General features: G+C 73.4%; 22 protein-coding genes. 11 read left to right on the forward strand and 11 right to left on the reverse strand.

Annotated features, from left to right (window positions below; all coding sequences use genetic code 11):
- The first annotated feature begins 49 nt into the window (after positions 1-49).
- Positions 50-955 (forward strand): hypothetical protein, encoded by a 906-nt coding sequence (locus tag LN037_RS19060; RefSeq protein ID WP_230755503.1) that lies wholly within the window; start codon positions 50-52, stop codon positions 953-955.
- On the opposite strand, the gene LN037_RS19065 is transcribed toward LN037_RS19060, so the two are convergent.
- Positions 937-1,527 carry a cob(I)yrinic acid a,c-diamide adenosyltransferase gene (locus LN037_RS19065; RefSeq protein ID WP_230755505.1) on the reverse strand — a complete coding sequence of 197 codons (591 nt, stop codon included), beginning with the start codon at positions 1,525-1,527 and terminating at the stop codon, positions 937-939. The two genes, LN037_RS19060 and LN037_RS19065, sit on opposite strands and share 19 nt — an antisense overlap.
- Positions 1,528-1,603: 76 nt before the next feature.
- Here LN037_RS19065 and murA point away from each other — a divergent pair, with 76 nt between their 5' ends.
- Positions 1,604-2,878 carry a UDP-N-acetylglucosamine 1-carboxyvinyltransferase gene (murA, locus tag LN037_RS19070; protein WP_230755511.1) on the forward strand — a complete coding sequence of 425 codons (1,275 nt, stop codon included), beginning with the start codon at positions 1,604-1,606 and terminating at the stop codon, positions 2,876-2,878.
- Positions 2,879-2,919: 41 nt separating this feature from the next.
- Here the strand turns inward: murA and LN037_RS19075 are convergent, their stop codons facing one another.
- On the reverse strand, positions 2,920-3,213 hold the full coding sequence (locus LN037_RS19075) for a hypothetical protein (protein WP_230755513.1): 294 nt from the start codon (positions 3,211-3,213) through the stop codon (positions 2,920-2,922).
- A 111-nt stretch (positions 3,214-3,324) separates the two neighbouring features.
- On the opposite strand from LN037_RS19075, the gene LN037_RS19080 reads away from it, so the two are divergent.
- Positions 3,325-5,400, forward strand: coding sequence for an ethylmalonyl-CoA mutase (locus tag LN037_RS19080; protein ID WP_230755515.1), 2,076 nt, complete (start codon positions 3,325-3,327; stop codon positions 5,398-5,400).
- Here the strand turns inward: LN037_RS19080 and LN037_RS19085 are convergent.
- The 3 genes from LN037_RS19085 to LN037_RS19095 all read right to left on the reverse strand — a co-directional run bounded on the left by LN037_RS19085 (position 5,397) and on the right by LN037_RS19095 (position 7,815).
- Positions 5,397-5,987 carry a hypothetical protein gene (locus tag LN037_RS19085; protein ID WP_230755517.1) on the reverse strand — a complete coding sequence of 197 codons (591 nt, stop codon included), beginning with the start codon at positions 5,985-5,987 and terminating at the stop codon, positions 5,397-5,399. The genes LN037_RS19080 and LN037_RS19085 overlap by 4 nt on opposite strands.
- A gap of 155 nt (positions 5,988-6,142) precedes the next feature.
- Positions 6,143-7,168, reverse strand: coding sequence for a hypothetical protein (locus LN037_RS19090; RefSeq protein ID WP_230755519.1), 1,026 nt, complete (start codon positions 7,166-7,168; stop codon positions 6,143-6,145).
- A 119-nt stretch (positions 7,169-7,287) separates the two neighbouring features.
- Positions 7,288-7,815 (reverse strand): NUDIX domain-containing protein, encoded by a 528-nt coding sequence (locus tag LN037_RS19095; protein ID WP_230755521.1) that lies wholly within the window; start codon positions 7,813-7,815, stop codon positions 7,288-7,290.
- A gap of 43 nt (positions 7,816-7,858) precedes the next feature.
- On the opposite strand from LN037_RS19095, the gene nucS reads away from it, so the two are divergent.
- The 6 genes from nucS (at position 7,859) to LN037_RS19125 (ending at position 13,341) form a co-directional block, all read left to right on the forward strand.
- Positions 7,859-8,518 (forward strand): endonuclease NucS, encoded by a 660-nt coding sequence (nucS, locus tag LN037_RS19100; RefSeq protein WP_230755523.1) that lies wholly within the window; start codon positions 7,859-7,861, stop codon positions 8,516-8,518.
- 3 nt (positions 8,519-8,521) lie between these two features.
- The gene (locus LN037_RS19105) at positions 8,522-9,004 is read left to right on the forward strand and encodes an HIT family protein (protein ID WP_230755525.1); all 483 of its coding nucleotides are present in this window, start codon (positions 8,522-8,524) and stop codon (positions 9,002-9,004) included.
- 170 nt (positions 9,005-9,174) lie between these two features.
- Entirely contained in the window at positions 9,175-10,701 is a 1,527-nt protein-coding gene (locus LN037_RS19110) for an aldehyde dehydrogenase family protein (RefSeq protein WP_230755527.1), read from the forward strand.
- 105 nt (positions 10,702-10,806) lie between these two features.
- On the forward strand, positions 10,807-12,585 hold the full coding sequence (locus LN037_RS19115) for a 3-hydroxyacyl-CoA dehydrogenase family protein (RefSeq protein ID WP_230755529.1): 1,779 nt from the start codon (positions 10,807-10,809) through the stop codon (positions 12,583-12,585).
- A 62-nt stretch (positions 12,586-12,647) separates the two neighbouring features.
- Positions 12,648-12,908, forward strand: coding sequence for an Rv1322 family protein (locus LN037_RS19120; RefSeq protein ID WP_230755531.1), 261 nt, complete (start codon positions 12,648-12,650; stop codon positions 12,906-12,908).
- Positions 12,901-13,341, forward strand: a complete 441-nt coding sequence (locus LN037_RS19125; protein WP_230755533.1) for a DoxX family protein — start codon at positions 12,901-12,903, stop codon at positions 13,339-13,341. Before LN037_RS19120 ends, LN037_RS19125 begins: the two co-directional genes overlap by 8 nt.
- On the opposite strand, the gene LN037_RS19130 is transcribed toward LN037_RS19125, so the two are convergent.
- From LN037_RS19130 to mce, 4 genes are all read right to left on the reverse strand, one after another.
- Complete coding sequence (locus LN037_RS19130; RefSeq protein ID WP_230755536.1) at positions 13,304-14,605, reverse strand: hemolysin family protein; 1,302 nt, start codon at positions 14,603-14,605, stop codon at positions 13,304-13,306. The genes LN037_RS19125 and LN037_RS19130 overlap by 38 nt on opposite strands.
- A 185-nt stretch (positions 14,606-14,790) precedes the next feature.
- Positions 14,791-15,822 (reverse strand): DivIVA domain-containing protein, encoded by a 1,032-nt coding sequence (locus LN037_RS19135; protein WP_230755538.1) that lies wholly within the window; start codon positions 15,820-15,822, stop codon positions 14,791-14,793.
- Positions 15,823-16,026: 204 nt separating this feature from the next.
- Positions 16,027-17,304 (reverse strand): crotonyl-CoA carboxylase/reductase, encoded by a 1,278-nt coding sequence (gene ccrA, locus LN037_RS19140; protein WP_230755668.1) that lies wholly within the window; start codon positions 17,302-17,304, stop codon positions 16,027-16,029.
- Positions 17,305-17,430: 126 nt separating this feature from the next.
- Positions 17,431-17,880, reverse strand: a complete 450-nt coding sequence (gene mce, locus LN037_RS19145) for a methylmalonyl-CoA epimerase (protein ID WP_230755540.1) — start codon at positions 17,878-17,880, stop codon at positions 17,431-17,433.
- A gap of 110 nt (positions 17,881-17,990) precedes the next feature.
- On the opposite strand from mce, the gene meaB reads away from it, so the two are divergent.
- Together meaB and LN037_RS19155 are read left to right on the forward strand one after the other, a co-directional pair.
- A complete protein-coding gene (gene meaB / locus LN037_RS19150; protein WP_230755542.1) occupies positions 17,991-18,953 on the forward strand; it encodes a methylmalonyl Co-A mutase-associated GTPase MeaB in 963 nt (320 codons plus the stop codon).
- A 35-nt stretch (positions 18,954-18,988) separates the two neighbouring features.
- Entirely contained in the window at positions 18,989-19,138 is a 150-nt protein-coding gene (locus LN037_RS19155) for a hypothetical protein (protein WP_230755543.1), read from the forward strand.
- Positions 19,139-19,143: 5 nt separating this feature from the next.
- Here LN037_RS19155 and LN037_RS19160 read toward each other — a convergent pair whose 3' ends face one another.
- Both LN037_RS19160 and LN037_RS19165 read right to left on the reverse strand, forming a co-directional pair.
- Complete coding sequence (locus LN037_RS19160) at positions 19,144-20,067, reverse strand: M56 family metallopeptidase (RefSeq protein ID WP_230755546.1); 924 nt, start codon at positions 20,065-20,067, stop codon at positions 19,144-19,146.
- A 32-nt stretch (positions 20,068-20,099) separates the two neighbouring features.
- The gene (locus LN037_RS19165; RefSeq protein ID WP_308286161.1) at positions 20,100-20,486 is read right to left on the reverse strand and encodes a BlaI/MecI/CopY family transcriptional regulator; all 387 of its coding nucleotides are present in this window, start codon (positions 20,484-20,486) and stop codon (positions 20,100-20,102) included.
- Positions 20,487-20,512 lie beyond the last annotated feature (26 nt).

Here is a 20,512-nt window from a genome sequence, read left to right on the forward strand (position 1 = left end):
GGCGTCACCCACTCGGCCATACTCTCGTCCCTGGGGGCGAGGGGGACGCATGGACGCACTGCGCATGCTGTGGGGGACTCCGCACGACGAGGCGGTGGACCTGACCGACCTGGCGGTGGTCGACCACGCCGAGGAGCTGGGGCGACGGCACGTGTCCTCCCTGCCGGAGGTCGGGTCACGCGTCCGCGCGAGCGACGGCGGACGCTTCGTCCTCGCGCGCGACCGGCACGACGACGCCGACGACCCGGAGGTGGACGCCGCGGTCCGGCTGGACGTCGTGGACACCCGCGACGACGGTCGACGGACCCGGACGCGCGTCCGCTCCTGGCGCGGGGCGGCGACCCGGGTGGAGGGCGCGCGGGCGTGGGTCCTGGTCGACGTCGAGGTCCTCGCGCCCCGGGCCGGGGACGGCACCGCACCCGCGGTGCCCGACTTCGTGCCGTGGCTCCTCGCCCGGGTGCCCGGCTCGTGCGGCGGGGTCCCGCTCACCGCGACGGTGCTGCGCCGGACCGGGGCGGCCGGCGGCGCGGCGGTCCGTGCGCTGCTCGACCGGCACCGACCCGTCGTCGTGATCGGTGGGGTGGGGCCGGACGACCCGGGGCGGTGGCGGCGCGTCGAGACCGCCGCCCACCAGGTGGCGCGGGCCGTGGCCGGGCTGGCCCCGGTCGTCCTCGTCGACGCCGAGGCGGCGGACGCCCTCGGACGGGCCCTCCCGCCGGGCGGGATGCGCGTGTGGCCGGGCGACGGGCGCGTCGTGCCCCTCGGCCCGGACGAGGTCGCCCGGCCGACCGCGGCCGCACGGACCGCCCTGGAGGTGCTGCGACCGGGGTCGTCCCGGGTGCCGGCGCCGTCGAGCCTGCGCCCGGCGCTGGACCGGCTCGGCCCCCAGGTGCCCGACGAGCTCGTCGAGAAGATGGCCGAGGTGCCGCGCGACCGCTACCCCTTCGACCCCTGAGCCTCCGGCCCGCCGGGCACCCAGAGGACGTCACCGCCGGGGTTCGCGACGCGGCCGAGGATGAACAGCAGGTCCGAGAGGCGGTTCAGGTACCGCGCCGGGAGCGGGCTCGTGCGGTCCGGGTCGGCCTCGAGCACCGCCCACGTGCTCCGCTCGGCGCGCCGGCACACCACCCGGGCGACGTGCAGGTAGGCCGCGCCCGGCGTGCCGCCGGGCAGGATGAACGAGTCGAGCTTCGCCAGGTCCTCGTTGAACGCGTCGCACCACCCCTCGAGCCGCTCCACCTGGGCCTCGGTGACGCGCAGCGGCGGGTACTCCGGGTTCTCCGTGACCGGCGTGGCGAGGTCGGCGCCCACGTCGAACAGGTCGTTCTGGATCTGCTGCAGGGGCCCGACGAGCTGCTCGGGGAGGTTCCCGACGGCGAGGGCGACGCCGATCGCCGCGTTCGTCTCCTCCGAGTCGGCGTAGGCGCCCAGGCGCGGGTGCGTCTTCGGGACGCGGGAGAAGTCCGACAGGCCCGTGGTCCCGTCGTCCCCGGTGCGCGTGTAGATGCGGGTCAGGTGCACGGCCATGCCGCGGAGTCTAGGTGCCCCGGCGGGCCCCGCCCGGCCGTCGTCGGTCCGGACGCGGCCGGTAGCGTCGCCGGACGTGAACGAGCACTTCGTCGTGCGACCGGCCACCTCCCTCTCGGGGACGGTGGACGTCGTCGGCGCCAAGAACAGCGTGCTCAAGCTGATGGCGGCGGCGCTGCTCGCCGAGGGCCGGACGACGATCACGAACTGTCCGCAGATCCTCGACGTCCCGCTCATGGGCGACGTGCTGCGCAGCCTCGGGTGCGAGGTCGCGATCGACGGCGACGTCGTCGTCATCGACGTGCCCGCCCAGCTGAACCCGGAGGCCGACTACCGGTCGGTGTCGCGGCTGCGTGCGTCGGTGTGCGTGCTCGGCCCGCTGGTCGGACGCTGCCGGCGGGCGGTGGTGCCCCTGCCCGGCGGCGACGCGATCGGCTCCCGGCCCCTGGACATGCACCAGGCGGGGCTGCGCCTGCTCGGCGCCCGGTCGGAGATCTCGCACGGCTGCGTCGTGGCCGAGGCCGGGGGCGAGACGTTGCGGGGCGCGCAGATCTGGCTCGACTTCCCGTCGGTGGGGGCGACCGAGAACATCCTCATGGCGGCGGTGTTCGCCGAGGGCACCACGGTGATCGACAACGCCGCGCGCGAGCCGGAGATCGTCGACCTCGTGCGGATGCTGCAGGAGATGGGCGCCAAGATCTCCGGCGGCGGCACCTCCACGCTGACCGTGCAGGGCGGCGCCGAGCTCACGCCCACCACCCACCGCGTCATCGGCGACCGCATCGTGGGCGCCACCTGGGCCTTCGCGGCCGTGATGACCGGCGGCGACGTCACCGTGCGCGGCGTCGACCCCCACCACCTCGACCTCGTGCTGGACAAGCTCTCGCAGGCCGGCGCGGACACCGAGATCGTGGCCGAGGGCTTCCGGGTCCGGGGCGACGGGCGGCCGCGCTCGGTGGACTGGGTGACGCTGCCCTACCCGGGCTTCGCGACCGACCTCCAGCCGATGGCCATCGCCGTGTCCGCGGTGTCCGAGGGCACGTCGATGATCACCGAGAACATCTTCGAGGGCCGGTTCCGGTTCGTCGAGGAGATGGTCCGGCTCGGGGCGGACGCGCGCACCGACGGACACCACGCCGTGGTGCGCGGCGTCCGGCGCCTGTCCAGCGCCCCGGTGTGGGCCTCGGACATCCGGGCCGGCGCCGGCCTCGTGCTCGCCGGACTCGTGGCGGACGGCGAGACCGAGGTCTGGGACGTCGCGCACATCGACCGTGGCTACCCGCTGTTCGTCGAGAACCTGCGGGCCCTCGGCGGCGACGTGGAGCGGGTCAACGCGCCTCCGGTGCGCTGACGCACGTGAGCACTTTCCGTGGCTCCGGCCACGGGAGGTGCTCACATGCGCAGCACCACCCGGGCGTCGTCGGCGTCGCCGGGGAACACGAGCAGGTCCCAGCCCTCGGTGCCGTGCGCGATCGTCGCGCGGACCTTCTCGCGGGCCAGGCGGGCGGCCAGGACCTCGGCGGCCTCCCGGGTCGGGACCGTCGCGACCGTCTCGAGCAACCCGACGTCGCCACCCTCGCTCGGCATGGCCCCCGTCGGGCCGGAGCCGAAGGTGTAGCGCAGGAAGCCCGCCAGCAGGATGACGACGGCGATCGCCGTCAGGATCTCGCCGATGGAGCCGACCATGTGATTCCTCCCGGGGCCATCGTGACCGATCCTGTGAAAAGCAGCATGTGCAGCGCCGACGCGACCCGCCGGTAACCTCCATGGGTCCGGTCCCTGCTCGGAGGTTCACCCATGCCGTACCCGACCGACGACTCGCGTGACCGTCCGTGGGTCATGCGGACCTATGCCGGGCACTCGTCCGCGAAGGCGTCGAACGAGCTGTACCGCCGCAACCTGTCCAAGGGGCAGACGGGCCTGTCGGTCGCCTTCGACCTGCCGACGCAGACCGGGTACGACCCCGACGACGAGCTCGCCCGCGGCGAGGTCGGCAAGGTCGGCGTCCCGGTGTCGCACATCGGCGACATGCGGGCGCTGTTCGACCAGATCCCGCTGCACGAGGCGAACACCTCGATGACGATCAACGCGACGGCGATGTGGCTGCTCGCGCTCTACGTCTCGGTGGCCGACGAGCAGGCGGAGGCCGACGGCCGGGACCCCGCCGCGGAGCGCGCGAAGCTCGCGGGCACCACGCAGAACGACATCGTCAAGGAGTACCTCTCGCGCGGGACCTACGCGTTCCCGCCCGGGCCGAGCGTCCGGCTGATCACCGACATGATCGCGTGGACGGTCTCCAACGTCCCGAAGTGGAACCCGATCAACATCTGCAGCTACCACCTGCAGGAGGCCGGGGCGACGCCGACGCAGGAGGTCGCCTACACGATCTCGACCGCGATCGCGGTGCTCGACGCGGTCCGCGACTCGGGCCAGGTCCCCGAGGCCGACTTCGGCAAGGTCGTCGGGCGCATCTCGTTCTTCGTCAACGCCGGCCTGCACGTGATCGAGGAGATCTGCAAGCTCCGCGCGTTCGCCCAGCTCTGGGACGAGCTGTGCCGGGAGCGCTACGGCGTCACCGACGAGAAGATGCGCCGCTTCCGCTACGGCGTGCAGGTCAACTCGCTCGGCCTCACCGAGGCGCAGCCCGAGAACAACGTGCAGCGCATCGTGCTCGAGATGCTCGCCGTGACGCTCTCGAAGGACGCCCGTGCCCGCGCCGTGCAGCTGCCGGCGTGGAACGAGGCGCTCGGCCTGCCGCGGCCCTGGGACCAGCAGTGGGCGCTGCGGATGCAGCAGGTGCTCGCCTACGAGACCGACCTGCTCGACTACGACGACATCTTCGCGGGCTCGCACGTGATCGAGACGAAGACGGCCTCGATCATGGAGGGCGCGCGCGCCGAGATCGCGAAGGTCGCCGAGATGGGCGGGGCGGTGGCGGCCGTCGACTCGGGCTACATGAAGTCGCAGCTGGTCAGCTCGCTGGCCGCGCGACGGATGCGGCTGGAGTCCGGCGAGGACACGGTCGTCGGGGTCAACAAGTTCACCTCCACCGAGCCGAGCCCGCTGCAGGCCGAGGGCGCCGACGCGATCTTCGTGGTCGACAAGGAGGTCGAGGAGCAGGCGCGCGAGGCCGTCGCCGCGTGGCGCGCCGACCGCGACCCCGAGGCCGTGCAGGCCGCCCTCGAACAGCTCACGACCGCGGCGGGCGGCACCGAGAACCTCATGGACGCGACGCTGGCGTGCGCCAAGGTCGGCGTGACGACGGGTGAGTGGGCCGGGGCGCTGCGCTCGGTCTACGGGTCCTACCGCGCCCCGACCGGGGTGACCGCGGCCTCGTCGTCGGGATCGACCGCCCCCGGCTCGGAGGCCGCCGACGGTGAGCCGACCGAGCTCGAGCAGGTCCGCGAGCGGGTCCGTGCGACGGCGGCGGATCTCGGGGTGTCGGCGCTGCGCATGCTGGTCGGCAAGCCGGGCCTGGACGGGCACTCCAACGGTGCCGAGCAGATCGCGGTGCGGGCGCGCGACGCCGGCTTCGAGGTCATCTACCAGGGCATCCGCCTCACCCCGGCCGAGATCGTGGCGGCGGCGGTGCAGGAGGGCGTCCACGTCGTGGGGCTGTCGATCCTGTCCGGCTCGCACCTCGAGGTGATCCCGGCGGTGCTCGACGGGCTCGCCCGCGCGGACGCGGCCGACATCCCGGTGGTGGCCGGCGGGATCATCCCGCCGAAGGACGCCGAGCAGCTGCAGCGCCTCGGGGTGCACCGGGTGGTGACGCCGAAGACGTACTCGCTGACGGGGATCATGGGCGAGTTCGTCGACGTCATCCGTGAGGTGCACGGACTGGACCGCGAGGAGGCGTCCGCCCAGGCCTAACCGGCCATGCGGAAGGTGTCCCGGGCCGTCGTCAGGAAGGCGGCGTCCCGGACCGGGTCGTCGGTCGAGGCCGTGACCAGGCAGGCGCGGCCGGGACCGGCGAGCCCGGACACCTGCTGCACGGTGAGCGTGCGGCCGTTCGAGACGGTCCGGTAGGTCCCGGCGACGCGGGGGCCCGCCGGGCCGGTGGCGGGCAGCACCGTGAACTCGGGCGTGCCCTGGGGTGTCCCGGTGCTCAGGAGCGCCTGCCGGGCCTCGTCCGCGAGCTGCGGGAGGTCCTGCGCGCCGACGAGCGTGCAGTAGCCGCCGGCGGTGGGGGAGTAGCCCTGGCGGCGGTCGATCGCGAGGACCCCGACGCCGCGCTGCAGCGCCTCCGCGAGCGCGGGCACGGCGGTGGCCTCCGGCGACCCGGGCACGACGTCCGCGAACCGGGACGGCACCTCGACGGTGAACAGCCCGCGGGCCGGCGTGAGCACCCGGGTGCCGGTGGGGTCGGCGGTCGACGACGGGTCCGGAGCCGGCGCGGGAGCCGTCGAGCACCCCGCGGCGGCCAGGGCGACGGCGAGGACGAGCAGCAGGCGGCGCATGCCGGTGATCGTGACCGGTGACCCGTCGTCGTGGTGGTCGTTTCGCAGAACTCCTTCCCGACGGCGCCGTGGCGGCGGTCCGGTCGTCGACGGGCACCGCGCGTGGCCGGCCGGCGCCGACCGTGACCCGTGTCCCACGGTCCCGGTTCCCCCGGTCAGTCGGCCTTCTCGAGGTCGTCGTCCTTCGACTCGCCGCGGCGCTTGAGGAACGAGAACCCGGGGATGCCGTCGATGGCGTTGCGGAGGTCCTTGGTGACCTCGAGCAGCTCGTTGAGGTCCGGCCCCACGCGGTCGAGGGTCTCCAGGATCGGCAGGATGTCGGTGGAGACGTGGTGGGCGAGGGCCGGGAGCTCGTCGACCAGCTTGATGGCCGCGTCGATCTCCTCGGGCGCGAGGTCGTCGACGAACCGCTGCGAGAGCGGTGCGGCCTTCTCGAGCATCGGCCGGTACAGGGCGAGCAGGTCCTGGGCGCTGCGGCTGGTGTTGCCGGCCGAGCTCATCACCTCGTCGGCGCCCTTGGTGATCGCCCGCGCCTGGTCGACGACCTCGCTCGCCCCGCCGATGATCTCGCGGGCGGAGCCCACGACCTCGTTGGCGCCGGAGGTGATCGAGCGGGCGTCGTCGACGACGGAGGCGGCGCCGGTGGTGATGTCGCGGGCGGAGCTGACGACCTCGTTGGCGCCGGAGGTGATCGTCCGTGCGGAGTCGACGACCTCGTTCGCGCCGGAAGTGATGGCGCGGGCATCGTCGACGACGGAGGCGGCGCCGGTGGTGATGTCGCGGGCGGAACTGACGACCTCGTCAGCGCCGGAGGTGATGTCGCGGGCGGAGTCGACGACCTCGTTCGCGCCGGAAGTGATGGCGCGGGCGTCGTCGACGACCTCGTTGGCGCCGGAGGTGATCTCGCGGGCGGAACTGACGACCTCGTTGGCGCCCGACGTGATCGTCCGCGCCTGGCCGATGACCCCCTCGATCTCGTCGACGATGCCCTCGGCCCGGTCGAGCAGGCCGTCGACGCGCGTGGCGATCGTGTCCAGCCGACCCACGAGTCGCGTCACCTCGGTGAGCAGCGACCCGACCTGCTCCGGCAGCCGGGCGCCCACGGCGGCGACCTCCGCGGTGAACGAGAGCGCCTCGGACGGGGTGGGTACGGCCAGCGGACCGAGACGCACGAGCGGCATGACCACAGTGTTCCCCGTCCGATCAGGGACCAGCGGTACCGATTCGGGCGCGCCCACGATGTGGCTTTCCTGGCGTCCAGTGCACGCAGTGACGCATTGCTGTCACCGAGCAGCGGCCCCTACCGACCCGACAGCAGAAGCAGCGCGTACGCCGCGATCGACTGCGCGTCGGTGATCTCGCCGGCGCGCACCATGTCCTCGAACTCGTGGCGGGAGAACCAGGCGGCGCGCATGTCGGCCTCGGTGTCCTCGCGGTCGGGCTCGCCGGGCACCAGGTCGGTGGCGAGGAACGCGCGGCCGCGCTGCGAGGACAGGCCGGGCGCGACGTCGAGCAGGCCCAGCGGGTGCCACGACCGTGCGGTCAGCCCGGTCTCCTCGCGCAGCTCCCGGGCGGCGAGCTCGGCGGGGTCCATGGTCGCGCGGTCCGGGGCCGTGCCCTGCGGGAACTCCCAGCGGCGCAGGCCGATCGGGTAGCGGAACTGCTCGACCAGCATCATCCGGTCGCCCTCGAGCGCGATGACCAGCGCGTAGTGCGGCTTGTCGACCACCCCGTAGATCCCGTGCCCGCCGTCGGGACGGAGGAACGTGTCCTCGCGGATCGTCATCCAGGGATTGGCGTAGATCTCGCGCGAGCCGGTGGTCTCCACACCCCGCGATGATCCACGAAGCGCATCTGGAACCCTCGGGCCCGTGCGTCTCGTCATCGCGACCTGCACGGTCGACTACGCGGGTCGGCTCACCGCGCACCTGCCCAGCGCGACCCGGCTCCTGCTCGTCAAGGCCGACGGGTCGGTCAGCGTGCACGCCGACGACCGCGCCTACAAGCCGCTGAACTGGATGAGCCCGCCGTGCTGGCTCACCGAGGAGCCCGGACAGTGGGTCGTCCGGAACAAGGCCGACGAGACGCTGACGATCACCCTCGAGGAGATCCAGCACGACTCGACCCACGAGCTCGGCGTCGACCCCGGCCTCGTCAAGGACGGCGTCGAGGCCCACCTGCAGGAGCTGCTGGCCGAGCACGTCCACACCCTCGGCGACGGCTGGACCCTCGTCCGCCGCGAGTACCCGACCGCGATCGGACCGGTCGACCTGCTCTGCCGCGATCACGACGGCGGGTCGGTGGCGGTGGAGATCAAGCGTCGCGGCGAGATCGACGGCGTCGAGCAGCTGACCCGCTACCTGGAGCTGCTCAACCGCGACCCGCTGCTCGCCCCGGTGCAGGGCATCTTCGCCGCGCAGCAGATCAAGCCGCAGGCCCGCGTGCTCGCCACCGACCGCGGCATCCGCTGCGTCACGCTGGACTACGACGCCCTGCGCGGCATCGAGTCCGACGAGTTCCGGCTCTTCTGACCCGTGCGCCTGCCCCCGATCCGCCGGACCCCGAAGCGGCAGATCCTGCCCGCCGAGGTGGGCGGGGAGTGCGTCTTCTGCGCGATCCTCGCCGGGCGCGCGGAGAGCAGCACCGTTCATGACGACGGGTCGGGGCCGGTCGCGTTCCTCGACCTGCAGCCCGCCGTCCCGGGCCACACGCTGGTCGTCCCGCGGCGCCACGTGGTCGACCTGGCCGGGCTCACCCCCGAGGAGGGCGCGGCCATGTGGGAGCTCGGCCGCCGGGTCGCGGCGGCCGCCCGGACGGCGGGGCTCGCCGACGGCGTGAACCTCTTCCTCGCCGACGGCGTGACGGCGGGCCAGGAGATCTGGCACGTCCACCTGCACGTCCTGCCGCGCGTGGCGGGCAGCGTGCTCCGGCTCGACGCCGCGCGCCCGGCCGACCGGGCCGAGCTCGACGCCACCGCCGCCCGTCTCCGGGACGCCCTCCCACCGGCAAGATCCTGACGAGCGGAGCGAAGTGCTCGTTCAGCGACCACTTCGCTCCGCAGAACAGGATCTTGCCCGGAGGTGGTGGCCCCGCGGAGCGCCCGCCGACCCGACGCCGCCCGGCCCGACGCCGCCCGACTCCGTGACGCACTCGCCGGATGGGTGTACCGCCGAGTAACCTCCGTCGCATGACGAGCACGGCAGCGCGGCCAGAGTCGGACACCGACCCGTCGTCGGGACAGACCTTCGACTCCCTCGACCCGCGGGACGGATCCGTGATCGCGACCCACCCGGTCCAGGGCCCGGACGAGGTCAAGGCCGTCGTCGACCGCGCCCGGCGCGCGGCGCAGTGGTGGGCCGACCTCGGGTTCGACGGGCGTCGCGACCGCCTCGGCGCGTGGCGCAAGCTGCTGATCGAGCGCACCGACGAGCTCGCGGAGCTGGTGAGCCGCGAGACCGGGAAGCCGCTCGACGACGCCCGGCTCGAGGTCGTCCTCGTCATCGACCACCTGCACTGGGCCGGTAAGCACGCGAAGGCCGCACTGGGCCGCAAGCGCTTCGAGGCCGGCGCGCTGATGGTCAACCACAAGGCGACCATCGAGTACCGCCCGCTCGGCGTCATCGGCGTGCTCGGGCCGTGGAACTACCCGGTCTTCACGCCGATGGGCTCGATCGGCTACGCCCTCGCGGCCGGCAACGCCGTCGTCTTCAAGCCGAGCGAGCTGACCCCGACCGTGGGGAAGTGGCTCGTCGACTCGTTCGCCGAGGTCCTGCACCGCACCGACGGCTACGGCGAGGGCCTGTTCGCGCTGGTCACCGGCGAGGGCGAGACCGGCGCGGCGCTGTGCCGGGCGGGCGTCGACAAGGTGGCGTTCACCGGGTCGACCGCCACGGCGAAGAAGGTCATGGCGACCTGCGCGGAGACCCTCACGCCGATCCTCGTCGAGTGCGGCGGCAAGGACGCGCTGCTGGTCGACCACGACGCCGACCTCGACGACGCCGCAGCCGCCGCGGTGTGGGGCGCGATGTCGAACGCGGGGCAGACCTGCATCGGCGTGGAGCGCGTCTACGTCGTCGACGCGGTCGCCGAGGAGTTCCTCGACAAGGTCGCCCAGCGCGCGGCGAAGCTGCGGCCGGGCGGGGAGTCGCGGTCGGTGTACGGGCCGATCACGATGCCGAGCCAGCTCGGCGTCATCTCCGACCAGATCGACGACGCGCTGGCGAAGGGCGGCCGCGCCGTCCTCGGCGGCCGCGAGTCGGTGCGCGCGCCCTACGTCGACCCCGTGGTGCTCGCGGACGTCCCGGAGGACTCGATCGCGGTCACCGAGGAGACGTTCGGGCCGACCGTCGTCGTGAACCGCGTGCGGGACATCGACGAGGCCGTCGAGCGGGCGAACGCGTCGAAGTACGGGCTCGGCGGCTCGGTCTTCGCGAAGAAGCGCGGCTACGAGATCGCCCGGAGGCTGCGGGTCGGCATGGTGTCGGTGAACGGGGTCATCGCCTTCGCCGCGATGCCGTCCCTGCCGTTCGGCGGGGTGGGCGACTCGGGCTTCGGGCGCATCCACGGCCGCGACGGGCTGCGGGAGTTCACGCGGGCGCTGGCGGTCTCCGAGCGCCGCTTCAAGAGCATCAACGTGATGACGTTCGACCGGCCGGGCTGGGTGGTCAAGCTGCTGTCCGTGCTCGCGGGCGTCATCTACCGACGGAACCGTTAAAGCGCGCGGAGGGGTGCGTCACGTGCCGGGTCGGAGGGTGGGGCCCGCGCCGCTGACGTGCCACGATCGCCGCAATCAGCACTGTCGCCGACGAAGGGACGAGTAGTGGCGCGCGAGTTCGCCCGGGTGGGTGTGGTCGGTCTCGGCACGATGGGTGCGGGCATCGTCGAGGTGTTCGCGCGGGCGGGCATCGAGGTGGTCGCCGTCGAGGTGAGCGAGGCCGCCGCCGCGCACGGCAGGGACAACGTCGAGTCCTCCACCGCGCGTGCCGTCTCCCGCGGGAAGCTCGCCGAGGAGGACCGGACCGCCCTGCTGGAGCGGGTGCGGGTGACGACCGACATGGCGGACCTCGCCGACGTCGCGCTCGTCGTGGAGGCCGTGCCCGAGCGGCTCGAGCTCAAGAGCGACGTCTTCGCGGCGCTCGACAAGGTCTGCGCGCCGGACACGATCTTCGCGTCGAACACCTCGTCGCTCTCGATCACCGAGCTGTCGGTGCGCACCCAGCGCCCGAGCAAGGTCGTCGGGATGCACTTCTTCAACCCGGCGCCGGTGCAGCCGCTGGTGGAGCTGGTGCGCACGGTCGTCACCGAGCCCGACGTCGTCGACGACGTCCGCGCGCTCGCCGAGCGCCTGGGCAAGTCGCCCGTGGTCTGCGGCGACCGGGCCGGCTTCATCGCGAACCAGCTGCTGTTCACGTACCTCAACCAGGCCGTGGGCATGTTCGAGTCGCACTACGCGGGCCGCGAGGACCTCGACGCGGCCATGAAGTTCGGCTGCGGCTACCCGATGGGGCCGCTGGCCCTGATGGACCTCATCGGTCTCGACACCGCCTACGAGATCCTCGAGGAGATGTACCGGCAGTCGCGCAACCAGCGCCACGCGCCGGCCCCGATCCTCAAGCAGATGATCACGGCGGGCCTGCTCGGCCGGAAGACCGGGCGCGGCTTCTACACCTACGCCGAGCCGGGGTCGGGCACCGTCGTCCCCGACGCGCTGACCCCGCCGCCCCCCGGGGCCGACGACGCGACGCTGCGCCCGATCTCGCGGGTCGGCGTGGTCGGCACGGGCACGATGGCCACCGGCATCGCCGAGGTCTTCGCCAAGGCCGGCTACGACGTCGTCGTGCGCGGGCGCTCGGAGTCCAAGGGCGAGGGCGCCGTGGCCGCGGTGCGCAAGTCGCTGGAGAAGGCCGTCGTCAAGGGCAAGATGACCGAGGAGGCGCGCGACGAGACCCTCGGGCGCATCACCACCACGGTCGACTTCTCCGGGCTCGCCGAGTGCGACATCGTCGTCGAGGCGATCGCCGAGGACCTCGAGGTCAAGCAGGCGGCGTTCTCCGCGCTCGACGAGGTCTGCAAGCCCGGGACGATCCTCGCGACGACCACGTCGTCGCTGCCGGTCGTCGAGTGCGCCGCCGCGACCTCGCGCCCCGACGACGTCATCGGCATGCACTTCTTCAACCCGGCCGCCGTGATGAAGCTGGTGGAGATCGTCTCGCCGATCACCACCGCGCCGGACGTGACGGCGACCGTGCGGGACCTCTGCGCGAGGATCAAGAAGGCGCCGGTGCTCTGCGGGGACCGCGCGGGCTTCATCGTCAACGCGCTGCTCTTCCCGTACCTCAACGACTCGGTGGCGATGCTCGAGGCGCACTACGCGACCGTCGACGACATCGACTCGGCCATGAAGAACGGCTGTGGTCTGCCGATGGGGCCGTTCGCGCTGCTCGACGTCGTGGGCCTGGACGTCTCGCTCGCGATCGAGCGCTCGCTCTACCAGGAGTTCCGCGTGCCGGGGTTCGCGCCGGCGCCCCTGCTGGAGCACCTCGTGACGGCGGGTCGGCTCGGCCGCAAGACCGGGCACGGGTTCCGGGACTACCGGTGAGCACCTGTGAGTACTTCTGACGGTGATCACCGTCAGAAGTACTCACGGGGCGCAGCCACCTCATGGCACGACGCAACCGACGCGCAGCGGACGGGGAACCCCGCCCGCTGTTCGGTGGCGCCCTGAGCAACGTCGAGCGCGGCGGGCGGCGGTGGGCCGTCCGCCGCATCGCCGGGTCCGGCGCCACGAAGATCTACCGCTGCCCCGGGTGCAACCAGGAGATCTTCCCGGGCACGGCGCACGTCGTCGCGTGGCCGACCGACGACCTCGGGGGCGGCGAGGAACGCCGCCACTGGCACACGGCATGCTGGAACCGTGGCTGAACCCCGGGCGCGCCTCGTCGGCCGGGTGCTGCTGGGCCTCTTCCTGACGGCGGCCGGGGTCACCCACCTCGGCCCGCTGCGGACCGAGTTCCGCGGCCAGGTGCCGTCGTGGTTCCCGGTCGACGCGGACCTCGTGGTGCTGGTCTCCGGTGTCGTCGAGATCGCCCTCGGCCTCGCGCTGCTCCTGCTGCGTTCCCGACGGCGGGTGGTGGGGGTCGCCGTCGCGCTGTTCTTCGTCGCGATCTTCCCGGGCAACCTGTGGCAGTACCTCGACGGGGTGCCGGCCTTCGGGCTCGACGACGACCGGGCCCGGCTCACGCGCCTGTTCTTCCAGCCGCTGCTGGTCCTCTGGGCGCTGTGGGCCACCGGGGTGTGGCCGCGGGTGCGCGGGCCGGTCAGTCCTCCGCAGATCGCGGGCGGGCGAGCGGGCTGACGCGGACCCGGGCCACCCGGTGGCCGTCGACCGCGGACACCGTGAAGCGGTGGTCCAGGTCCTCGACGGTGTCGCCCGTCGCGGGGCTGCGTCCCAGCTGCTGCAGGACGTACCCGCCGAGGGTGTCGAACTGGCCCTCCGGCAGCTCGATGCCGGTCTGCTCGGCGACGTCGCTGCGGTGCAGCAGGCCGTCCACCTCGTAGGTCCCGTCCTCGCTCTCGCGGGTCGGCACGGCCTTCGGGTCGTACTCGTCGCGGATCTCGCCGACGATCTCCTCGACGAGGTCCTCGACCGTGACGATGCCGTCGGTCCCGCCGTACTCGTCGATGACCAGCGCGAGGTGGTTCCCGCCCCGCCGCATGAGCGACAGGGTGTCCAGCACCGGCCGGGTCCCCGGCACCACCACGAGGTCCCGGGCGACGTCGCGCAGGCGACGGGGGAGCTCGTCGGCCCCGCGGCTCGCCGTCAGGAGGTCCCGGATGTGCACGAAGCCGACGATGTCGTCCACGGAGTCGCCGACGACCGGGTAGCGCGAGTGCGGCTGGTCGGCGACCTGGCGGACGGCCTCGTCGACGGTGAGCCCGCCGTCGAGAAAGCTGACCTCGGTGCGGGGGATCATCACCTCGCTCACCACGCGGTCGGTCGCGGCGAAGGCGTCGCTGAGCAGGCGCCGTTCGTCGTCGGTGAGCGTGCTGGTGGTGCGCACCATGTCGCGCAGCTCGTCCTCGCTGACCTCGTCGTCGGCCTGGCGCGGGTCGACCCCGAGCAGCCGGACGACGCCGTTGGTCGACACCGAGAGCAGCCAGATCAGCGGACGCGTCAGCGACGCGAGGCGGTCGAGGACCGGAGCCGTCGTCAGGGACACGGACTCCGGGTTCTGCAGGGCCAGGCGCTTGGGCACCAGCTCGCCCGCGACCAGGGACAGGTAGGAGACGAACGCCGTGACCAGCACCAGGGCGAGGGTCGCGGCGAGGGCCACGGGCAGGCCGAGGCCGGTCAGGCCGGGCTCGAGCCGGCCGGCGAGCGTCGCGCCGCCGTAGCTGGAGGCGAAGAACCCGGTGAAGGTGACACCGATCTGGACCGCGGACAGGAAGCGGTTGGAGTCGCCCCGCAGCCGGGCCACCGCGCGCCCGCGCGCCCCGCTCTCGCCCAGCGCCGCGACCTGGCCGGAGCGCAGCGACACCAGCGCGATCTCGGCGGCGGCGAAGAACCCCCCGACGAGCACGAACAGCAGCACCAGGCCGATCTCGAGCGCGACGTCCACACCCGTGATCCTTCCAGGTGGCACCGACACCGTCGCCCGAAGCGGACGGACCGGACATCGGGTCGGGCTTCATCGACCGTCGTCGACCGTCGTCGACCGTCGTCGACCGTCGCCGACGATGCGGCGTCCCTGCCACTGGATGCCGGCAACGACGCTTCCCTGCCACGGAGAGGCCGAGGTGCGCCCTACGTCGACGTGGTCTCGTAGTCCCGGCGCGGCGTGTGGTGGTCGGCGGCGACGGTCGGGGTGGGCACCGGGGCGGTCGCGTCGTCCGGCGTCTCGTCGGGGAACGCGTCGAGGCTCGGCAGGTCGTCGAGCGACTCACGGAGCGTGGCGAGCTGGTTCGTCACCCGGGCGCGGAGCCGGCGGACCTCGGCGACCTCGCTGTCGGCGTCCCGCAGCCGGCGGCGGGCCTCCTCGGAGGCGTCGCGGAGCTGCTTCTCGGCGCGCGAGCGGGCGTCCGCCTCGCTGCGGGCGAGCACCCGCATCGACTCGGTGCGCCGCGAGGCCATCGCGATCTCGAAGTCCTCCTCGACCTGCGCGCGGCGGGCCCGGGACTCCTCGTCGAGCCGGCGGCGCTCGTTCTCGGCCTCGGTGCGGATGCGGGCGGCCTCGGCGCGGGCGGAGTCCATCAGCCCGCGGTGCTCGTCCTCCATCTCGACGCGGCGACGCTCGTTGTCCGCGAGCCCGGCGTCGTAGCGCGTGCGGGTCTCGGCGGCGGCGGCCTCGGCGGCCTCGTGCGTCTCCTGCGCCTGGCGACGGGCCTCGTCGGTCGTGTTCCGCGCGTAGTCGTCGGCGTCGGTGATCGTCCGGGTGGCCTGGTCCTCGGCCTCGGCGATCGTCCGGCGGGCGCGCTCCTCGGCGTCCTCCCGCGTGCGCCGCGCGGCCTGCTCGGCCGACGAGCGCATCTCGCGGGCCTCGTCCTGGGCCAGGCGGAGCATGCGCTGCAGCCGCTCGGACAGGCCCTCCATCGAGTCCGGCGGAGCGGCCAGCCGGTCGATCTGCGCGCGGAGCTCCTCGACGTGGGCCCGCGTGCGGTCGAGCGCCCGGGCGAGCTCCGAGGCCTGCGCCACCGCGGCGTCGCGATCGGCGGTGAGGATGCGCAGGTCGGCCTCGACCCGGTCGAGGTGTTCCTCCACCTGGCCCCGGTCGTACCCCCGACGTACGACGTCGAAGCCGGTGCCCAGAGGCAGCAGATCACGGTCTCCCGACGGCATCTGCCCAGGTTACTAGGGCTGTGTGCGACACGGCCACGGTCGGGTGACGGACACGCCGCTCCGGCCCGGATCGGTACCGGTCACACGGTCGGGTGAGTCCCGTCACCCGCACCGACCCGTCGTCGGGAAAGGGTCCCCGGAAACGCACGAACGGGCCGTCCGTCACGATCCACCGTGACGGACGGCCCGCTCGGACCGTGCGGACTACTGACCGCGGAAGCGGTTGATGCCCTCCAGGTGCTGCTCGCGCAGCTCCGGGTTCGTGACGCCCAGGCCCTCCTCGGGGGCGAGGCAGAGCACGCCGACCTTGCCCTGGTGGGAGTTGTGGTGGACGTCGTTGGCCGCCTCGCCGGTGTCCTCGAGCGCGTAGCTCTTCGAGACCGTCGGGTGGATCTTGCCCTGGGCCACCAGGCGGTTCGCCAGGTAGGCCTCCTTGTAGTTCGCGAAGTGCGACCCGATGATCCGCTTGAGGTTCATCCAGAGGTAGCGGTTGTCGTACTGGTGCATGAAGCCCGAGGTCGAGGCGCAGGTGACGATCGTGCCGCCGCGCTTGGCGACGTAGACCGAGGCGCCGAAGGTCTCGCGGCCCGGGTGCTCGAACACGATGTCGGGGTCGTCGCCGCCGGTCAGCTCACGGATCTTCGCGCCGAACCGCTTCCACTCGCGGGGGTCCTGGGTCTCGGGGTCGGACCAGAACTTGTAGCCCTCGGCGGACCGGTCGATGATCAGCTCCGCGCCCATCTTCCGGCAGAGCTCGGCCTTCTCCGGCGACGAGACCACGCAGACCGGGGTCGCCCCGCCGTTGAGCGCGAACTGGGTGGCGTAGGAACCGAGGCCGCCCGAGGCGCCCCAGATCAGGACGACGTCGCCCTGGGTCATGTTCGCGCCGTGCGGGCTGACCAGCTGCCGGTAGGCGGTGGAGTTGACCAGGCCCGGGGAGGCGGCCTCCTCCCAGGTGAGGTGGTCCGGCTTCGGCATCAGCTGGTTGGTCTTGACCAGGGCCATGTCGGCGAGCCCGCCGAAGTTGGTCTCGAAGCCCCAGATGCGCTGCTCGGGGTCCATCATCGTGTCGTCGTGGCCGGCGGGGCTCTCGAGCTCCACCGAGAGGCAGTGCGCGACGACCTTGTCGCCCGGCTTCCACATCTGCACGCCCGCGCCGACCTTCAGCACGACGCCGGCGAGGTCGGAGCCGACGACGTGGTACGGCAGGTCGTGGCGCTTGGCGAGGTCGGAGATCCGGCCGTAGCGCTTGAGGAAGCCGAAGGTGGACACCGGCTCGAAGATCGAGGTCCACACGGTGTTGTAGTTGATGGCGCTGGCCATGACGGCGACCAGGGCCTCACCGGGCGCGACCTCGGGGGTCGGGACGTCGTCGAGGTGCAGCGACTTGCGGGGATCCTTCTCCTGGGCGGGCATCCCGGCGAACATGTCCGCCTCGTCGGCGTGCACCGTGATGCCCCGGTAGGACTCGGGGACGGTCATCGAGCCGATGCCGGCCAGATCGTCGGCGAGGATGGCGTCGCGGATTTCCTGCACTGGTCTTGCCTCCGGGGTGGTCGGGTGCGGTGAGGCTACCGACGAGTAGCTAAGCGAGAAAGGTGATGTGGGTCAGTGTCCGGCGGCCGGCTGGACCAGCTCGACGAGCACGCCCCCGGCGTCCTTGGGGTGGACGAAGTTCACGCGGGAGTCGGCGGTGCCGCGGCGGGCCTGGTCGTAGAGCAGCCGGACCCCCTTCTCGCGCAGCTTCGCGGCCGTGTCCTCGACGTCGCGCACGCGGTAGGCCACCTGCTGCAGGCCGGGGCCGTTGCGGTCGATGAACTTGGCGATCGTCGAGCGCTCGTCCAACGGCGCGAGCAGCTGGATCGCGGTCCCGGACGGGTCGTCGGGCGCGTGCAGCATCGCCTCGCGGACACCCTGTTCCTCGTTGGTCTCCGTGTGCGTGGCCTCGAGGCCGAGCGTGCGGGCGTACCAGGCGATGGCCTCGTCGAGGTCCGGGACGGCGATGCCGACGTGGTCCACGGCCACGATGCCGACCGCTGCATCGAGCTGTGCAGTCATGCTCGGGACAGTAAGCGTCTGAATCGCAACACCAAGCAGGTGACGGCCGACACCCCGACCTCGGGCGGGTGACCCTGTCCGGACGGCCCGGTCCTGCCACGATCGGCGCCGTGCCCGACCTCGCCGACCTCGTCTCCCGCGCCCGCGAGGGCTCGCCGCGCGCCGTCGCCCAGCTCGTCTCGATGGTGGAGGACGGCGGCCCCGCGGTGCGCGAGCTCGCCGCCGCGCTCGCTCCGCACGCCGGACACGCGCTGGTGGTGGGCCTGACCGGCTCGCCGGGGGTGGGCAAGTCGACGACGACGTCCGCGCTGGTGAGCGAGCTCCGCCGGTCCGGACGACGGGTGGGGGTGCTCGCCGTCGACCCCTCCTCGCCGTTCTCCGGCGGGGCGCTGCTCGGCGACCGGGTGCGGATGAGCGAGCACGCCACGGACCCCGGCGTGTTCATCCGATCGATGGCCACCCGCGGGCACCTGGGCGGGCTCTCCGCGGCGGCCCCGCAGGCATTGCGCGTGCTCGACGCGGCGGGCTGCGACGTGGTGCTGGTCGAGACGGTGGGCGTGGGGCAGTCCGAGGTCGAGGTCGTCGCGCTCGCGGACACCACGGTGGTGCTCCTCGCGCCGGGCATGGGCGACGGCATCCAGGCCACCAAGGCCGGGATCCTCGAGATCGCCGACGTGTTCTGCGTGAACAAGGCCGACCGGGAGGGCGCCGACACGACCGTCCGCGAGATCGAGAACGCGATGGCGATGGGTCGCCGGGGCACCGGGCCGCAGTGGCGGGCGCCCGTCGTCCGGACCGTCGCCGCCGCGGGCCGCGGCATCGACGACCTGCTCGCCGCGGTCGACGCGCACCGGGCCTGGATGGACGAGCACGGCCGCGGCGACGAGGGGCGTCGGCGGCGGGCCCGGGCCGAGATCGAGGCGATCGCCCTGGCCGACCTGCGGGCGCAGCTGCGGGCCGTCGCGGGCTCCGCCGCGCTCGACACCCTCGCCGCGCGCGTCGCGGCCGGTGACCTCGACCCCTTCGCGGCGGCCGACCGACTGCGTTCGGCGGCGGAGGTTGACGGGGGGTGAGTCTATGGTCCGCCTCGAGTCGGAAGGGGGCGGCGATGGCGTGCTGGTGGCTGGTCACCGTCATGGCCCTGCTGCAGGGGGCGGACTACGCGGGGCGGTGGCGTCGGTGGCACCGGCGCCGGCGCCGGCACCGGCACCGCGGGGCGCACCGCGGCCGGCGGGGCGCGATGCGGGAGTGGCCGTGAGGGGGTCAGCGCACGCCGACGGTGGGGAGCGCGTCGGTCAGCCACGGGATGACGATGGTGATCGTCGGGACCACCACGAGGGCCACCGCGGCGAGGTAGGTGCCGACGGCGAGGGCGCGGCCGCCGTGCACGCAGGAGCGGATGCGCTCCAGGCGCTCCACGACGTCGGGGCCGTACCCGGCGCGGTCGCTGGAGGCGAAGGCGTCCAGGGCGCCGGCCATCGCGTCGTCGCCGACCCGGCGGCGCCCCGCGTCGTCGGCGAGCATCTCCAGCAGGAGCGCCACGGCGTCGCGCGCCTCGCGGCTGCGCACGATCACCGGGAAGGCCCGGTGCAGGGCGGTGAAGCCCTCACGGACGAGGTCGTGCCGGGCGGCGAGGTGGGCCTGCTCGTGGGCGATGACCGCCCGCAGCTCCTTCGGGCAGAGCGTCTGCAGCGCCGCCCCGGTGACCACGACGCGGCCCTCGCTCCCGACCCGGCCCGGTACGCAGTAGGCGAACGGGACGGCCCCGTCGAGCACCCGCAGCACCGTGCCCGCGCGCAGCGACCCGCCCGCGTCGACCTCCTCGGCCCGCGCGAGCAGGTCGATCATGTCCCGGTGACGGGCCCGCCGGACCCGGGTGCGCACGGCGAGCAGGACGAGCACCACCACCAGGCGGGCGACGATCAGCCCGGCGAGCACGGCCGCCACGCCGACCGCGACCGCCAGGGCGAGCCCGGTCCGCTCCTCGGGGTGGAAGAACGCCCGCAGCAGGGCCTCGGGGGCGGCGAGGGCGCTGCCCACCGCCGCGAGCACGGCGGCGATCGCCACCGACTGCCAGAGCACGATCGCGGCGCGCGGCACGGACCGGGTCCACCGCGCCCGGGCCAGGAGGGCGGGCACGGGCCCGGCGAGCACGAGGGCGAGCCCCGTCAGCCACACCGACGCCATGGCACGTCAGTGTGGCGCCTGCGTGGCAGGTCTCACGACTCGGGTGATCGGTCCGCCGGGCGCGGGGTCCCCTGCGCCGGCGTGTCGAGGGCGCGGCGCAGCGCCTCGACCTCCGCCGGGCCGACCCGGTCGACGAAGGCCACCAGCGCGGCCGTGCGGTCCTCGCCGACGTCGCCGAGCGCGTCGAGCATCAGCTCGGCCGCCATCTGCTCGCGGCTCGAGGCGGCGGCGTAGCGGTAGGCCTTGCCGTCCCGTTCCTGCCTGACCAGGCCTTTCTTCGCCAGCCGGCCGAGGACGGTCATCACCGTGGTGTACGCGAGCTCGCGCTCCAGCCGGTCGTGGACGTCCCGGACCGTGAGCGGCTCCTCGGCCGACCACAGCTGGGCCATGACCGCGCGTTCGAGCTCTCCGAGGGCCACGCGGAGGAGTGTACCCAGCGACACGG

It is taken from the genome of Actinomycetospora soli, from assembly GCF_021026295.1.
Taxonomy (GTDB): Bacteria; Actinomycetota; Actinomycetes; order Mycobacteriales; family Pseudonocardiaceae; genus Actinomycetospora; species Actinomycetospora soli.

Bases quoted from the DNA above. Each gene is read 5' to 3' on its own strand.
- LN037_RS19075 (WP_230755513.1), bottom strand. From the start codon at position 3,213: ATGGTCGGCTCCATCGGCGAGATCCTGACGGCGATCGCCGTCGTCATC.
- LN037_RS19160 (WP_230755546.1), bottom strand. From the start codon at position 20,067: ATGGCGTCGGTGTGGCTGACGGGGCTCGCCCTCGTGCTCGCCGGGCCC.
- LN037_RS19090 (WP_230755519.1), bottom strand. From the start codon at position 7,168: ATGCCGCTCGTGCGTCTCGGTCCGCTGGCCGTACCCACCCCGTCCGAG.
- LN037_RS19155 (WP_230755543.1), top strand. From the start codon at position 18,989: ATGGCGTGCTGGTGGCTGGTCACCGTCATGGCCCTGCTGCAGGGGGCG.
- LN037_RS19080 (WP_230755515.1), top strand. From the start codon at position 3,325: ATGCCGTACCCGACCGACGACTCGCGTGACCGTCCGTGGGTCATGCGG.
- LN037_RS19110 (WP_230755527.1), top strand. From the start codon at position 9,175: ATGACGAGCACGGCAGCGCGGCCAGAGTCGGACACCGACCCGTCGTCG.
- LN037_RS19120 (WP_230755531.1), top strand. From the start codon at position 12,648: ATGGCACGACGCAACCGACGCGCAGCGGACGGGGAACCCCGCCCGCTG.
- LN037_RS19085 (WP_230755517.1), bottom strand. From the start codon at position 5,987: ATGCGCCGCCTGCTGCTCGTCCTCGCCGTCGCCCTGGCCGCCGCGGGG.
- LN037_RS19065 (WP_230755505.1), bottom strand. From the start codon at position 1,527: ATGGCCGTGCACCTGACCCGCATCTACACGCGCACCGGGGACGACGGG.
- ccrA (WP_230755668.1), bottom strand. From the start codon at position 17,304: ATGACCGTCCCCGAGTCCTACCGGGGCATCACGGTGCACGCCGACGAG.
- mce (WP_230755540.1), bottom strand. From the start codon at position 17,880: ATGACTGCACAGCTCGATGCAGCGGTCGGCATCGTGGCCGTGGACCAC.
- LN037_RS19135 (WP_230755538.1), bottom strand. From the start codon at position 15,822: ATGCCGTCGGGAGACCGTGATCTGCTGCCTCTGGGCACCGGCTTCGAC.
- LN037_RS19060 (WP_230755503.1), top strand. From the start codon at position 50: ATGGACGCACTGCGCATGCTGTGGGGGACTCCGCACGACGAGGCGGTG.